This window comes from Phenylobacterium sp. J367, from assembly GCF_024699985.1.
Classification (GTDB): Bacteria; Pseudomonadota; Alphaproteobacteria; order Caulobacterales; family Caulobacteraceae; genus Phenylobacterium.
In genome coordinates this window covers 3666602-3680216 of record NZ_JAJONA010000001.1, presented here as the reverse complement: position 1 = coordinate 3680216, position 13615 = coordinate 3666602, and the positions used below count along the sequence as shown (strand labels likewise).

The window sequence follows — 13615 nt, the reverse complement described above, 5'->3', positions numbered from 1 at the left end:
ATGAGGGACGACGCCGCGCGCATTCCGGTGATCGTGGGGGTGGGCCAGCTCAACGACCGGCCAACGGACCCGCGGCAGGGCCTGGACCCCATCGGCCTGATGGAGGCGGCTCTGCGCGAGGCCGACCGCGACGCCGGGACCGGGTGGATCGCCCGGCTGGACTCCCTGGCCGTTGTCGACCAGCTGTCTTTCCGCGAGCTTGGCGACGTCTCGAGCCCACTCGCGGCCAAGCTCGGGGCGAAGCCGAGGCTCTGCTACAAGAGCTCCTACCCCGGCGGCGACACGCCCATTCTAATGCTCAATGAGGCGGCACGCCGGATCGCCGAAGGCGAGATCCAGGTCGCCGCCGTGGCCGGCGGCGAGGCGCTGCGCACCGCCGCCCAGCTGGCCGCTCTCAGGACCGGAGATGATCCCTCTGCCCACAATCCGCTACGCCAGGCGACCAGCGGCGCCGGCCAGCCCTCCCTGCGCCAGCGTTACGGTCTGACGGCGCCGGTGGACGTCTATCCACTCTACGAGAACGCCGGCCGCGCCGCCTACGGCCAGACCTTCGCGGAAGCCCAGGCCGAGAGCGGCGCGATCTGGTCGCGGTTCTCCGAGGTCGCCGCGGAGAATCCCGGCGCCTGGATCCGCAAGCCGACAACGCCGGAGGCGATCGTGACCCCCTCCGCGGAGAACCGGCCCATCGCCTTCCCCTACAACAAGCTGATGGTCGCCAACTCCTCGGTGAACCAGGGCGCCGGCTTCATCGTCGCCAGCCTGGCCGCCGCCCGCCAAGCGGGCATTCCGGAGGACCGGCTAGTGTACGTCGGCGCAGGCGCAGCAGCCCACGAACCGGGGGATTACCTGAAGCGCGACCGCTACGATCGGTCGGTCAGCATGGCCGTCTCGCTCAGCCGGGCGCTGGACCTGAACGGCGTCACCCCCTCGGACCTGGACCTGGTCGAGCTCTACAGCTGCTTCCCGTGCGTGCCGAAGATGGCGAGGCGGGTGATCGGCTGGCCGGTGGAGAAGCCGGCCACCGTCGTCGGCGGCCTGACCTTCGGCGGCGGGCCGATCGGCAACTACATGAGCCACGCCGTCGTCAGCATGGTGCTGAAGCTGCGTGAGAGGGGCGGCAACGGCCTCCTCTTCGCCAACGGCGGGTACGCGACGAACAATCACACTATCGTCTTGGGGAGAGAGCCCTTCCCGCTCGACGTCGTCCGCCGGGACTTCGACTTTCAAGCGGAGGCCGACGCCGCCCGCGGATCGGTCCCCGAGCTCGACGAGACTTACGCCGGTCCCGGGATCATCGAGACCTACACCGTTCTCTATGAACGCGACGGCCGGCCCAAGTTCGGCGTCGTCGTCGGGCGGGGGCCGGAGGAACAGCGGTTCTTGGCGAAGGTCCCGCCCTCGGACGAGGCGGGCATCGCCTTCCTCACAGACGGCAAGTTCGAGCCGGTGGGATCCCAGGGCGATGCGGCTCTCGAGCCGGACGGCGACTGCATCTGGAGCATCAGAGGCGCGGCGACTGGGCTTGGCGCTCCGCCCGCGGCCGCGTCGGGAACCCAAGCATGAACGCTCGCCCCCCGGATCCCAGTCAACGACTGATCGACCTCCCCGGCCGGGGCGGGGCCATGGGCGCCCTCGATTTTGGCGACCCGAACCGTCCGGTCGACGTGGTCTTCTCCCACGCCAATGGATTCAACGCCCGCACGTATCGCACCATCCTTGCGCCACTGGCGCTCCGCCACCGGGTTTTGGCGCTGGATTTGCGTGGGCACGGCCGCAGCACGCTTGCGACGCATGCGGAGGGGCGCTCGACTTGGACCGACATCGCCGAGGATCTGCTCGCACTTACGGAGGCCATCGACGCCCGCAACATCGTGCTTTCGGGGCATTCGATGGGGGGGGACGGCCAGCCTCCTGGCCACCCACATGGCGTCTGAGCGAATCCGGGCTCTCGTGCTCTTCGAACCCGTCATCCTGTCCCGCGAAGCCGCCGAGCTGGCCCGCAAGGGCCCCGTCAACTCGCCGCTTGCGGACGGCGCGCGCCGACGACGAGCGACATTCGCCTCCCGGCAAGAGGCGCTCGAGGCCTACCGCGGACGGGGAGCGTTCAAGTCGCTCAACGAGGCACAGCTGGAGGATTACGTGGCCGACGCCTTCCGCGACCGGCCGGCTGGTGGTGTTGAGCTCGCCTGTTCGCCGGAATGGGAGGTGAGCAACTTCGTCTCCCACGGGCATGACGCCTGGTCGGCCCTGCTCGCTCCGGGGCCTCCGGTGCGCATCCTGCGGGCCGAGCACGGATCGACCTGCGCGTCACTCGCGGCGGCTGACACAGAGCTGAGCGCGGCCGGCAGAATTTCGATGGACCAGGTGAATGGCGCCACTCACCTGCTTCCCATGGAACATCCCGAGCTTGTTCGGTTCGAGCTCGAACGGGCTGTCGAGACCAGGTGAGCGGCGACAAGCCGCCGACCACTGAAGGGAGGCGCCGACCAGTATCGGCGCAGGGGAGATTCGATCTATGGAAACAACCACCGTCCTGAAGCCAAGACGCTTCGACTTCGAGCTCGGAGCGGGGGTCACCCTCGCAGCTGATGTGTTCGGCGCGGATCGGCTCGGCGTGGTCATTCTTGCGCACGGCGGAGGCCAGACCCGCCATTCGTGGGCCGGCGCTGCGCAGAAGCTCGCGGCAGAGGGCTGGGAAGTCATCGCGCTCGATCTCCGCGGTCACGGCGACAGCAGTTGGGCGCCAGGTGGCGACTACGGCATCGAACGGTTCGCCGCCGATCTTGTCGAGGTGGCGAGGCGTCAAAGGAGGGGAGCCCACCTGGTCGGAGCCTCGCTCGGAGGACTTGCCGGACTGGTGGCCGAGACGCAGGTCGCCCCCGGCGTCTTCCGCTCCCTGACGCTGGTCGACATCGTGCCCCGCATGGAGCCCACCGGCGTGGCCAGGATCATGGGGTTCATGGCCGCCAACTTGGAGCAGGGATTCGAGAGCCTCGAGGCCGCGGCTGAGGCCATCGCCGCCTATGTTCCACACAGGCCGCGCCCTACCGACCTTTCCGGTCTGCGCAAGAACCTGCGCCTCGGCGATGACGGCCGATATCGATGGCACTGGGACCCGAGCTTCGCCAGCGGGGTTCGGCGTGATCGGACAGAGGACGGAATGGCTGCGCTCGAGGAGCGTGCCGCTCGGATCCAGATTCCGGTGCATCTCATCCGGGGCAGGTTGAGCGAGCTGGTGTCCAGCGAGGCTGCCAGAGCGTTTATCGAGCGCATTCCCGGAGGCGTTCTCACCGACGTGGCCGGCGCTGCGCATATGATCGCGGGGGATCGTAACGACCGCTTCACCGACGCTGTGCTGAGCTTTCTCAGCAGCGTGGCGGAGCTCGCCGAGTGAGCCATAGCTCAATGGCGCCGAACGGACACGGGGCGCCGCCAGCGCGCCCCCGGACAATCGAGGAAGCGCTGCATCAGGCTTCCGCGGCGCTGCTGGAGGGGCGCTTCGAACCGGCCGAACGCCTGGCGGCCGCGGTCGTCCGATCGGCGCCGGGAAACGGGACCGCCGTCCGCCTGCTCGCCCACGCGCTTCTGCTGCAAGGGCGCTACGCTGACGCCATTCCCGCCCTGCAACGCGCGACCCGGCGCAATCCTGACCCGGAGCTCGAGGCGCTGCTGGCGCGGGCGTTCAACGGCGTCGGCCGGGAGGATGAAGCGCTGACCCAACTGCAGCGCGCCGTCACCCGACGCCCTCCGTTCCCGCTGGCGTTCCTGCAACTGGGTGAGATGCTTGGCGAACGAGGTCGCTTCACCGAGGCGATCGCGGCTTTCGAGGCCGGGCTTGCCGCGATGCCCGGCGAGCCGAGCCTCAGGGTGGGTCTAGCCTACCTCCACCTCAGACGTCAGGACCACGCTGGGGCACGTGCGATCCTCGAAGATCTGCTGGCCGAAACGCCAGACCGACACGACGTCCACCTCGCTCTTGCCCGAACCCTCGCGCTCGAAGGCGACCAAGCCGCCGCGAGCGATCTCTACGAGCGGGCCCTGACCATTGGGCCCGACGATCCCCTCACCCGCCTCGCCTTGGCCAAAAGCCTGCTCGAACAAGGCAGGCGCGCGGCAGGCGAGGCTCATCTCCGTGCGGTCGTTCGAGCCGCGCCCCAGCTGTTGGGCGCTGCGATCACGACTCTATCCAGCGCGCCGCACGGGCGACTCTTCCTGAACGCCAGCACGGCAGCGGCCTTCTTGACGAGCAGGGGCTGATCTCAGGCCCGGAAGCGGCGGCGATAGACCCCGCGCGCGCGCCGAATTGCATCGAGGGTGGCTTGAGCATCCTGGCTTTGCGCCTCGTCCAACGTCGCCATTTCCACATCCCAGCTCTCTCGTTTGACCGGAATGCAGTGCGCGATCGGCGTCCCCTTGGGCAGAACGCCCTTGAACTTCGGGTCACGCCAAAGGGCGGGAAAATGAGTCCCCAGGTTCGAAAAGCGATCGCAGTCCACCAACCCGGTGAGCGTCACGAACGGGAGATCGTGGCGGTTCAGCGGGTGGGTGAACAGCACGGAGTAGCCGGCCGGGACTTCGATGGCCCAGGGGTTGTGGAACTTCACGATGAACTGGTCTTGTTCCGCAAAGGGGGCCCCGGAGATCTGGACAGGGTCGTGGAACAACATCGGCGAGCGCGGGAACTCGACGCTCCGGCCCGCGGGAAGCTCCATATCCCAGGTGAACTCTCCGTCCTCCACCCGCACGTCACACATCAGTGGCATCAGGAACCCCGTGGTCATCGCATCGAGGAGCGGGGGACATCGCTTCGCCGTGTCTTCGTTCCTTCCGAGAAGGGCGCTGAACGCCTCGGCCGGCATCGACTTCAACCAACCGGGAAGACCCTCCGCGGCCGGCACGGGCAACGGGAGCAGATCCTTGAGCTCGCTTGGGCACCGGAAGATCAACCGCACGCACTCAAGTCCTTGCATCTGGGCGCGCCAAGCGCGCGGCGATATCAGCCCAACCCAGTCTGCCCCGCGACGGCGCCTCTCTCAAGGTTTGGATGATGAATGATCCGGGGCTGCGTCGTTGGGACGGACGCTACGGCCAGCAGGGCTACCTGTTCGTGGAGCAGTCCAACGCCTTTCTCGCGCGCCAAAGGCATCGGCTGGCGTCCCGCGTCCGCGCTCTGGCGGTGGCGGACGGAGAGGGTCGGAATGGCGTGTGGCTGGCGGAGCAAGGTCTTGAGGTGGTCTTTATCGACGGATGGCGCGCTGCGCAGGAGAAGGCGCGACGGCTCGCCGAGCGTCGCGGTGTCGAGATCACCTGCAAACTTGCCGACCTGACCAGGTGGACTTGGCCGGGCGCGGCGTGCGACGTCGTCGCCGGGATCTTCATCCAGTTCTCCGGCCGAGCTGCGCAGTCGGATGTTCAAGGGCATGGAGCGAGCGCTGCGGCCGGGTGGGCTGCTCCTGCTGAGGGTTACCGGGGCGGAGCAGCTCGCCTACGGCACGGGCGGCCCTTCTGCCGTCGAGAACCTATTCACAGAGGGGATGCTCCGTGAGACCTTCGCGGACATGCAGATCCTCGAGCTTGCATCCTACGACGCCCTCCTTTCAGAGGGATCAGGGCACGAGGGAATGTCGGCCCTCATCGACCTCGTGGCGCGCCGTCAGGGATGAATTGAGTGGCCAGCCGACCACCCTGGCCCGCGAAAGCGGCAGGCGGCTTCAGGGTCATTCGGCCCCGCCGGCGGCGGCTGCCGCTCTCCACCCCACCGAACCCAAGGCGACGAATACCTGCGCATCCTATGGCGACGTGGCGAGCTGCGCACGCTGCGCTTCCAGGGCGGCGGCATAGTGGCGCGCGATCTCAACAACCTGGACGCGGCGCCGGCATGATGCGTGAGGATTATGCGCTAGGTACATGAACCGACTAGCCAATTCCCCTCTACATCAAGGTGCGTAGGCCTGGGGTCACGCCTTCCCGCCTCTGCTCTGTCCTCTCAGCCGCCCGTGCTATCACCCGAACGCTTCGCGCGGGTGAAGGCGCGATCCGTATTCATGAACCTGGCCAGCATCGGCACGATCAGCTTCGCGGGTTCAAGGGGCCGACCGCCTTGCGCCGCCAGCGCCTCACTGTAGGCGACCAGGTCGCGGTGCACGGCTCCAGGCAATTCGACGGTGAGCTTCACAGGCGTGTCGTCCTGCAGCTCGGCGAGTTTCAACTTGGCCATTGCACACTTCTCAGCCTCTGTAGGGTTCAAGAACGAGGTCGCGGGTGACCATCACCCGCACTGGAGCGCCCGGTCGGATCGTCAGGGTCGGCGGAATGTTCAGGCTGCGCCCGACCGTCTGCTGTCCAACTTGGTTGAAGGAGCCGGCCGCCCCGTGGCGGAGCGCGCGAAGGATGTCGTTCTCGTCGTCGCCCTCCCCGAGCTCCGCGCCTATGCCGAGGATCGTCGAAAGCGCGGCGGCGCCGAATAGCGCGCCCCAGTGGCGGTCAACGCGATCCTGCAGGCCTGCGTAGCCTTGGGCGTCACCGGCCGGCAGCTTCTCCAACACGAGCGAGCGTCCGTTTGGAAGGATCAGTCGGGTCCAGGCCAGCAGCACGCGGCTCTGCCCGAAGGCGACCTGGGTGTCATAGGCGCCGATCAGCTTCGATCCCTGCGGGATCAACAGGAAGCGGCCGCTTACGCTGTCGTAGACGTTCTCCGTCACCTGGCCGACGATCTGCCCTGGCAAGTCCGATCGCACGCCCGTGAGGAGCGCGGCGGGGATCATCGCGCCGGCTTGGAGCACGAAGGGCGAAGGTGGCGACGCGAGCCGGTCTGGGCTCGTCGTCCGTCGTTCAACCGGCCCATCGAGGATCGTGCGCCGTCCCGCCGGAGCAGACGCGGCGGCTTCGATGAGGCTCGTGGCGCCTTCGGCGAACGAGCCAGCCTGGCCTTGCGCCTCGGTGGAGAAGAGGCGGCTGGTTCGCGCCGCATCGCGCTCTTGCATCAGCCGCTGCCGCCGCGCTTGCACCTCCTGCTGGGCCGCATCGGATGGCCCGATCGGCGCCATTGGGGGCGGCGCGACCTCGGCCTCCAGCATCGGACGCCCGAGATCTCCAGGCAGTGGCGGTCCCAGCCGAGGAGCGGCGCCGTAGTCCCGCGGTAGTGCATTGAGCCGCTCGGGAGGCTGGCCTCCGACGTTGTAGACCTCTGCGGGCGCCGAGCCGCCCGCGTGGGTGGTCATGGCGTAGGCGACGGCGCCCACAACCACGACCGACGAGGTCGCAGTCAGGGCGATCAGCACCCTGCGCGAGAGGCGGGCCACTCGCGGCCGCGCGGAGCGAAGCCGGAGTTCCTCCGCAGGCTCGCGGGCCGCAGGCTGAGAGGCCGTGGACATGGTCATCCTCCCGCACCGCGCTCGATGCGCACGCGCTTTTGGCCGCGACGGTCGCCGAGCCGCAGCTCGGCGCGAGCGAACAGGCGATCGACCACCATCCGCTGGCCGTTCACACGGTAGTTCACAAGGTCAGCCGCTTTCCCGTCGGCGCCGCCGACGAACAGCGGCGGCAGCTCGCCTTGCGTCACCGACGGGGCGAATTCGATGAAGGTCTGCCGGCCGTCATCGAAGACACGCACCGGACGCCAGGAGGGACGATCGCCGGAGATCTTGTAGTTGAAGTTGAGCTGCTCGATCGCCACCGTGGGCGCGGCGTACCGCTCGACGCTCGCGGCGGCCGCCAAGGCCTCATCGGCCGGGTAGCGCCAAGCCACCGAGGCCATGTAGGTCGCCGGCGTCGCGCGCAGTTCCAGGTGATAGGTCCTGCGATTGGTGTTGATCACCAGATTGGTCTGCAGATTAGCCTGGGTCGGCTTGATCAGGATGTGCACCCGCCGACTGGCTCCTGATCCGCTTTCCGTATCGCCGATGATCCAGCGCACGGTGTCGCCGGCAGCCACAGGCCCGGTTCCGGAAAGGGTCTCGCCCTCTTCGAGCGTGATGTCAGTGATCCGGCCAGGCGCCGTGTAGACCTGAAACAGAGCGCCCTCGGCGTAGGGGTAGATCTGCGCGGCGTTCGCATAGGCCGATCCGGTCGGCTGGACCCTGGCGGCGGCATTGGCCCTGGCCACACGCGCCGCGGGATCACCAGCCTCGGGCGCACGCCGGACAGGGCCTGCGGCAGGCTTTCGTGCGGGACGCTCTGGCGGATTCGGAACTGGGGTGGAAGCCACGACAATCGGGTGACGCGGGATGGGCGCTGATGTGAGCGCCGGGGCTGCGGCGGCGACGGCCGACGCGGACACCGCCTTGGATTGTTGGGCTTCCATCGTCGCGCAGCCGCTGAGGGTCGTCCCGGCCAGCATCAGGAAGATGATCGAGCCGCGCATCAGCCGAGCTCCCGAGACCAATTCAGAGCATGGACGAAGACTCCCAAGGGGTTCTTCCGGAGCTGTTCGGTTGTGCGTGGCGGCTGCAGGACCACGGTGAGAATGGCGGTCCAGCGCTCGGTTGACGCCAAAGCCCCGTCCACGTAGCGGCGCTCGACCCAGGCGACACGGAAGCTGTCCGGCGAGGCGCGGATCACGCTCGAGACGTCGACGGCGACCTGAGTGTGGCCCACCTTGCTGAAGGGGTCGTTGGCGCGGGCGTATTCGTTGAGGGCCAGGGCGCCGCGGTCCGTGGCGTAGTCATACGCCCGCAGCCAGTTCTGCCGGACGACGACGGGATCCGACGGGATCGAACGAACCTCCTCGATGAACCGCGCCAGATGCCAGGCGATCTGCGGGTCGCTCGGCTTGTACCCGGCCACCGCGGGCGCAACCGCCTGGGTTTGGCCCAGCCGATCCACCTCCACCACCCAAGGCGTCACGGAGCCGCGGGCGCCCTGCCAAACGAGGGCTCCGGAAAGTCCGGCTGACAGCAGCAAGCTGCCGAAGGCCATCAGCCGCCAGTTCCGGGCTTGCACGCGAGCTGAGCCGATCCGGTCGTCCCAAGCTTGCGCCGCGCGCTGGTAAGGCGTTTCGAGGGCGGGGGTCGCGCCATATCGCACCCCCGGTCGAGTGAAGACGTTCATGACCGATCCTCTGCGAGCGAGACGGAGGTTCCGCCGCCGGGATGGTCGCCGGAACGAAGAGCGTGCGCGGCGGTCGCGGCCCCATGGGCCGCTTCCTGACGGCGCTGGTATTGGCGTGCCCACGCCGGCGCGCCGCCGCCGCTAGGCCCGCCACCCCCAGGACCGCCCTGTCCTGAGGGGGGATTGGGCCGCAAGCCGCTGTCGCCGGAGCCTGAGGGGCCCGAGCGGAAGCCACGCGCGGCAGCTGTGGCGCCTCGCGCGCCGCCGACGCCGGCGCCGATCGCGGCGCGCGCGCCCATTGCGCCAGCAGCCGCGAGACCACCGGCTGCGAGGCCCGTCCCGACAGCGGCCCCTGCCCCGAGCTGCGGCGCGCCCGACACCAGGCCGTTGGCGATGGCAGGCCCGAAGATGCCGAGGCCGAGCAGGCAGAGCGACGCCAGCGCCAGGGAGAGCACCTCCTCGAGCGACGGTTGCTGTCCGCCGAAGTCCTGGATGAACTCGCCGAACAAGGTGGAGCCGATCCCGACGATCACCGCCAGGACCAGCACCTTCACGCCAGAGGCGACCACGTTTCCGAGCACACGCTCGGCCAGAAAGGCGGTCCGTCCGAACAGGCCGAAGGGCACCAGAATAAAGCCGGCCAGTGTCGTCAGCTTGAATTCGATCAGGGTGACGAAGAGCTGCACCGCGAGCACGAAGAAGGCGACCAGCACGATGAGCCAGGCCACCATGATGACGATGATCTGAGCAAAGTTGTCGAAGAAGCCCGGAAAGCCGGACATTTCGTGCGCTGCCTGTAGGAGAGGCTTCCCTGCATCGATGCCTGCCTGGGCAAGTTTCCCTGGCCGCAAGAAGTCGGCGGCGGACATGCCGCTGCCGGCGGCCTTGAGGCCCAGGCCGGAGAAGGACTGGAAGACGATCTTCGCCAGTCCGTTGAAGTTCGACAGCAGGAAGGCGAAGAAGCCGACGTACAGCGTCTTCTTGATAAGTCGGGCGATTACGTCGTCGCCGGCCGACCAGGACCAGAACAACGCCGCCAGAGTGACATCGATCACCACTAGGGTGCTGGCCAGGAAGGCAACTTCTCCGCCGAGCAGGCCGAAGCCGGAGTCGATGTAGCGGGAGAAGACGTCCAGGAAGCGGTCGGCCACGCCAGGGTTCATCTCTTGCCGTCCTCTCCTAGGAACCTGTCGAAGTTCTCGTCCCGGACAGCGCGGCAGGTCGGGTCTTTCGCCGCCTCCGCTCCACCGCGGGCGCATCGTTGCGTTTCGACCGATAGCTGAGCCCCCCGACATGCTCTTGGTCTCGGGAGCTGGCGGAGTCCGGTCACAGCCAGCCGCGAGCAGCACGGCGACGGTCGAAGCAGCGGACAGGATCAGGCGGGTCATCGGTACATCTCCACGGGAGGGGCCTGATAACCCTGGCGCCGATCGACGAACCGGCGAAACTGCTCTTGCGCCTGAGCCCGGCTCGCGGCCCGCTCCGCCTGCTCGAGCGCCGCCGCGCGGCCCTGGGCCGCCATCATCGCGGTGAGGTCCGTCAGCTGTTGGCTTTGCAGGGCCAGCAACTGGTTTCCCGCCTGCGTCGCCTGAAGGATGCCGGCCGCGCCCTGGCTGGCGCCGACAAGGTTGGAGAGTTCCGTGCGCGCGCCGGGCAGTCCGGCCACCACCCCGGCCTGTACCTGCAGCGAATGCTGAAACGCCGCGGCGGAATTCAGCCAGCGCGCATTGGCCGAAGCGATCAGGTCCGCGTCCCGGCTCCCAGCGCCGACCGTGTAGTTCTTCCCGAACTCCCGCTGGATCGCCTGAACGTCGTAGGCGACGCGCTGCGCCTGCTGCATCAGCCCGCTGATGCGGCCAAGATTGCCCTGCACGGTCTGGAGCGAGGAGTACGGCAGCTGGGCCAGATTCCGGGCCTGGTTCGTCAGGCTCAGAGCTTGGTTCTGAAGGCTGCGCACTTGATTGTTGATCTGCTCCAAGGCCCGCGCCGCCTGCATGACGTTCGAGGCGTAGTTCGTCGGGTCATAGACGGTGAGCTGCGCGCCGGCCGGGGTGGGCAAGGCCAGGACGAGACTGGTCGAGCACACGAGCGCCGCCAGCCACGGGGTGCGGGTCTTCATCGGACGGTCTCCAGTTGAGGTGGCCCTTTGGCCTGCAGGCGGATCAGGTCCGCCGCCCATGGGAGGCTGCGGTGTTCAAGCCACGCCGCCGCGAACCCGCTGGGGCCGTGACGTTCGAGCAGCTCCGCGATCACCAGCTGGTCGGGCTTGGCGGACGCGGCGCAGAAGGCGAGCGCCACCGGCCCTAGGCCGAGTTCGAAGAGCCGGTTCCCGCGCCGGGACTGGCAGTAGTAGTCGCGCTTCGGGATCGCCCGACCGAGGATCTCGATCTGCCGCTCGTTGAGCCCGAACCGGGCATAGGCGGCTGCGATCTGCGGCTCCTGCGCGCGGTCATTGGGCAGGAAGATGCGAGTGGGGCAGCTCTCGATGATCGAGGCTGCGATTGCGCTCGTCTCGATGTCGGCGAGCGATTGGGTGGCGAACACCACGGAGGCGTTCTTCTTGCGCAGCGTCTTCAGCCATTCCCGGAGCTGGGCTCCGAAGGTGGCGTCGTCGAGGGCGAGCCAGCCTTCGTCGACCACAACCAGGGTCGGGCGGCCGTCGAGGCGGGATTGGATGCGATGGAATAGGTAGGCGAGGACGGCCGGCGCGGCCGCCGAGCCCACTAGCCCCTCGGTCTCGAAGGCCTGCACGGAGGCCGCGCCCAGGCGCTCGCTCTCCGCGTCGAGGAGCCGACCCCACGGACCCGCCACGGTGTAGGGCTGAAGGGCGCGCTTCAGCGCGTTGGACTGCAGCAGGACCGACAGGCCGGTGAGGGTCCGCTCCGCCTCGGGGGCCGAGGCCAGCGATCCGAGCGCGGTCCAGAGATGCTCCTTCACCTCAGGCGTAACCGCGACACCTTCTCGGGCCAGCACGCCGGCCAGCCACTCCGCAGCCCACCCGCGTTCAGCCAGATCTTGGATGCGGCCCAGCGGCTGCAGGGCGACCGGCGGAGTCTCATCGTCCGCGAGCGCGCCGCCGAGATCGTGGAAGTCGCCGCCCATCGCCAGCGCCGCGGCTCGGATCGAGCCGCCGAAGTCGAAGGCGAAGACCTGGGCGGCGGGGTAGCGGCGGAACTGCAGGGCCATGAGCGCCAACAGCACGCTCTTCCCTGCCCCGGTCGGCCCCACCACCATGCTGTGGCCGACGTCGCCGACATGGGTCGAGAACCTGAAGGGTGTCGACCCTTCCGTCTGGGCGAAGAACAGCGGCGGCCCGTTCAGGTGCGCGTTCCGCTGAGGTCCCGCCCACACCGCCGAAACCGGGATCATGTGCGCCAGGTTCAGGGTCGAGATCGGCGGCTGGCGCACATTGGCGTAGGCGTGGCCCGGGAGGCTGCCGAGCCAGGCTTCCACCGCGTTGATGGTCTCAACCATGCAGGTGAAGTCGCGGGCCTGGATCGCCTTCTCGACCAGTCGCAGCTTGGCGTCCGCGCGGCCCGCGTCCTCGTCCCAGACGCACACGGTGGCGGTCACGAAGGCATGGCCCACCACGTCGGCGCCGAGGTCCTGCAAGGCCTCGTCGGCGTCGAGCGCCTTGTTCTGAGCATCGGTGTCGACCAGCGCCGCAGCCTCGTTGGTCAGCACCTCCTTGAGGATCGCCATGATCGACTTGCGCTTGGCGAACCATTGGTGGCGGATCCGGCCCAGCAGCTTGGCCGCGTCCACCTTGTCCAGGCAGATTGCGCGGGTGGACCAGCGGTAAGGAAACGCCAGCCGATTGAGGTCGTCGAGCAGCCCCGGCCAAGTGGCGGCCGGGAAGCCGCTGATGGTCAGCACCCGCAGGTGCGCCGTTCCCAGCCGAGGTTCGAGGCCGCCGGTGAGCGGCTGATCAGCCAGCAGCACATCCAGATGCATGGGTGTGTCCGGAACGCCGACGCGGTGGCGGTGGGTCGATACCGTCGAATGCAGGTAGGTCAGGGTCTCAGCGTCGGAGAGCCACGCCGCTTCGGGCACAAAGCCTTCAAGCAAGGCCAGCACGCGATCTGTCCGGTCGACGAAGCCGGCCAGCGCCTCGCGCCAATCGACGCCGCGGCGCTCCCGCCCCTCATAGAGCCAGGACTCGGCGCGGGCGGTGTTCTCGGCGGGCGGCAGGAAGACGAAGGTCAGATAATAGACGCTGTCGAAGTGTGCCCCGTGTTCCTCGAACTGAGCCCGGCGCTCCTCGTCCACCAGCGCCGACACAGGATCGGGAAAGTCGCTGAGCGGGTAGATGTCGGCTGCATTGCGTTGCGCCTCCACGAACACGGCCCAGCCGGACCCGAGGCGACGCAGCGCATTGTTCAGGCGTCCCGCGGCGGAGACGAGCTCGGACGCCGTCGCCGAGTCCAGGTCCGGCCCGCGGAAGCGCGCGGTGCGCTGAAACCCGCCGTCCTTGTTGAGGACCACGCCCTGCTCGACCAGAGCCGCCCACGGCAGGAAGTCGGGCAGTTGGGCCGCACGTCGGCGGTATTCGCGGAGGTCGAACATC

15 protein-coding genes and 1 pseudogene are annotated in these 13615 nt (G+C 68.3%); 7 read left to right on the top strand and 9 right to left on the bottom strand.

What is annotated here, in order from left to right; genetic code table 11:
* The 5 genes from LRS04_RS19660 (at position 1) to LRS04_RS19640 (ending at position 4257) form a co-directional block, all read left to right on the top strand.
* Positions 1-1563, top strand: a complete 1563-nt coding sequence (locus LRS04_RS19660) for an acetyl-CoA acetyltransferase (RefSeq protein ID WP_257817775.1) — start codon at positions 1-3, stop codon at positions 1561-1563.
* A gap of 59 nt (positions 1564-1622) precedes the next feature.
* A complete protein-coding gene (locus LRS04_RS19655) occupies positions 1623-1934 on the top strand; it encodes an alpha/beta fold hydrolase (RefSeq protein WP_257817774.1) in 312 nt (103 codons plus the stop codon).
* 16 nt (positions 1935-1950) lie between these two features.
* Positions 1951-2448 (top strand): hypothetical protein, encoded by a 498-nt coding sequence (locus LRS04_RS19650; protein ID WP_257817773.1) that lies wholly within the window; start codon positions 1951-1953, stop codon positions 2446-2448.
* Positions 2449-2515: 67 nt separating this feature from the next.
* Positions 2516-3394: an alpha/beta fold hydrolase gene (locus LRS04_RS19645; protein ID WP_257817771.1), complete on the top strand. Its 879-nt coding sequence runs from the start codon at positions 2516-2518 to the stop codon at positions 3392-3394.
* An 11-nt stretch (positions 3395-3405) separates the two neighbouring features.
* Positions 3406-4257, top strand: coding sequence for a lipopolysaccharide assembly protein LapB (locus LRS04_RS19640; RefSeq protein WP_257817770.1), 852 nt, complete (start codon positions 3406-3408; stop codon positions 4255-4257).
* Positions 4258-4259: 2 nt separating this feature from the next.
* Here LRS04_RS19640 and LRS04_RS19635 read toward each other — a convergent pair whose 3' ends face one another.
* Positions 4260-4952 (bottom strand): hypothetical protein, encoded by a 693-nt coding sequence (locus LRS04_RS19635; protein WP_257817769.1) that lies wholly within the window; start codon positions 4950-4952, stop codon positions 4260-4262.
* A gap of 92 nt (positions 4953-5044) precedes the next feature.
* On the opposite strand from LRS04_RS19635, the pseudogene LRS04_RS28320 reads away from it, so the two are divergent.
* Positions 5045-5314 (top strand): annotated as a pseudogene (locus LRS04_RS28320) (hypothetical protein); the annotation flags it as partial.
* 94 nt (positions 5315-5408) lie between these two features.
* Positions 5409-5663, top strand: coding sequence for a hypothetical protein (locus LRS04_RS19625; RefSeq protein WP_257817767.1), 255 nt, complete (start codon positions 5409-5411; stop codon positions 5661-5663).
* A 323-nt stretch (positions 5664-5986) separates the two neighbouring features.
* On the opposite strand, the gene LRS04_RS19620 is transcribed toward LRS04_RS19625, so the two are convergent.
* From LRS04_RS19620 to trbE, 8 genes are read right to left on the bottom strand one after another with little or no spacing between them, the layout of a single operon-like run.
* Positions 5987-6217, bottom strand: coding sequence for a DUF2274 domain-containing protein (locus LRS04_RS19620; protein ID WP_257817764.1), 231 nt, complete (start codon positions 6215-6217; stop codon positions 5987-5989).
* 10 nt (positions 6218-6227) lie between these two features.
* The gene (locus LRS04_RS19615; RefSeq protein WP_257817763.1) at positions 6228-7373 is read right to left on the bottom strand and encodes a TrbI/VirB10 family protein; all 1146 of its coding nucleotides are present in this window, start codon (positions 7371-7373) and stop codon (positions 6228-6230) included.
* Between the two features lie 2 nt (positions 7374-7375).
* Complete coding sequence (trbG, locus tag LRS04_RS19610; RefSeq protein WP_257817762.1) at positions 7376-8362, bottom strand: P-type conjugative transfer protein TrbG; 987 nt, start codon at positions 8360-8362, stop codon at positions 7376-7378.
* A complete protein-coding gene (gene trbF / locus LRS04_RS19605; RefSeq protein WP_257817761.1) occupies positions 8362-9048 on the bottom strand; it encodes a conjugal transfer protein TrbF in 687 nt (228 codons plus the stop codon). The genes trbG and trbF overlap by 1 nt, the downstream gene beginning before the upstream one ends.
* Positions 9045-10211, bottom strand: a complete 1167-nt coding sequence (gene trbL, locus LRS04_RS19600) for a P-type conjugative transfer protein TrbL (protein WP_257817760.1) — start codon at positions 10209-10211, stop codon at positions 9045-9047. Before trbL ends, trbF begins: the two co-directional genes overlap by 4 nt.
* Entirely contained in the window at positions 10208-10378 is a 171-nt protein-coding gene (locus tag LRS04_RS28315) for a hypothetical protein (protein WP_374576608.1), read from the bottom strand. Before LRS04_RS28315 ends, trbL begins: the two co-directional genes overlap by 4 nt.
* Positions 10379-10432: 54 nt before the next feature.
* Positions 10433-11167 (bottom strand): P-type conjugative transfer protein TrbJ, encoded by a 735-nt coding sequence (gene trbJ, locus LRS04_RS19595; protein WP_257817758.1) that lies wholly within the window; start codon positions 11165-11167, stop codon positions 10433-10435.
* The gene (gene trbE / locus LRS04_RS19590; protein ID WP_257817757.1) at positions 11164-13614 is read right to left on the bottom strand and encodes a conjugal transfer protein TrbE; all 2451 of its coding nucleotides are present in this window, start codon (positions 13612-13614) and stop codon (positions 11164-11166) included. Before trbE ends, trbJ begins: the two co-directional genes overlap by 4 nt.
* Between the last annotated feature and the right edge of the window lies 1 nt (position 13615).

What these genes read in the sequence shown, in the direction of transcription:
- LRS04_RS19660 (WP_257817775.1), top strand. Translation starts at nt 1, where the DNA reads ATGAGGGACGACGCCGCGCGCATTCCGGTGATCGTGGGGGTGGGCCAG.
- LRS04_RS19655 (WP_257817774.1), top strand. Translation starts at nt 1,623, where the DNA reads ATGGGCGCCCTCGATTTTGGCGACCCGAACCGTCCGGTCGACGTGGTC.
- LRS04_RS19645 (WP_257817771.1), top strand. Translation starts at nt 2,516, where the DNA reads ATGGAAACAACCACCGTCCTGAAGCCAAGACGCTTCGACTTCGAGCTC.
- LRS04_RS19640 (WP_257817770.1), top strand. Translation starts at nt 3,406, where the DNA reads ATGGCGCCGAACGGACACGGGGCGCCGCCAGCGCGCCCCCGGACAATC.
- LRS04_RS19625 (WP_257817767.1), top strand. Translation starts at nt 5,409, where the DNA reads ATGTTCAAGGGCATGGAGCGAGCGCTGCGGCCGGGTGGGCTGCTCCTG.
- LRS04_RS19620 (WP_257817764.1), bottom strand. Translation starts at nt 6,217, where the DNA reads ATGGCCAAGTTGAAACTCGCCGAGCTGCAGGACGACACGCCTGTGAAG.
- LRS04_RS19615 (WP_257817763.1), bottom strand. Translation starts at nt 7,373, where the DNA reads ATGTCCACGGCCTCTCAGCCTGCGGCCCGCGAGCCTGCGGAGGAACTC.
- trbG (WP_257817762.1), bottom strand. Translation starts at nt 8,362, where the DNA reads ATGCGCGGCTCGATCATCTTCCTGATGCTGGCCGGGACGACCCTCAGC.
- trbF (WP_257817761.1), bottom strand. Translation starts at nt 9,048, where the DNA reads ATGAACGTCTTCACTCGACCGGGGGTGCGATATGGCGCGACCCCCGCC.
- trbL (WP_257817760.1), bottom strand. Translation starts at nt 10,211, where the DNA reads ATGAACCCTGGCGTGGCCGACCGCTTCCTGGACGTCTTCTCCCGCTAC.
- trbJ (WP_257817758.1), bottom strand. Translation starts at nt 11,167, where the DNA reads ATGAAGACCCGCACCCCGTGGCTGGCGGCGCTCGTGTGCTCGACCAGT.
- trbE (WP_257817757.1), bottom strand. Translation starts at nt 13,614, where the DNA reads ATGTTCGACCTCCGCGAATACCGCCGACGTGCGGCCCAACTGCCCGAC.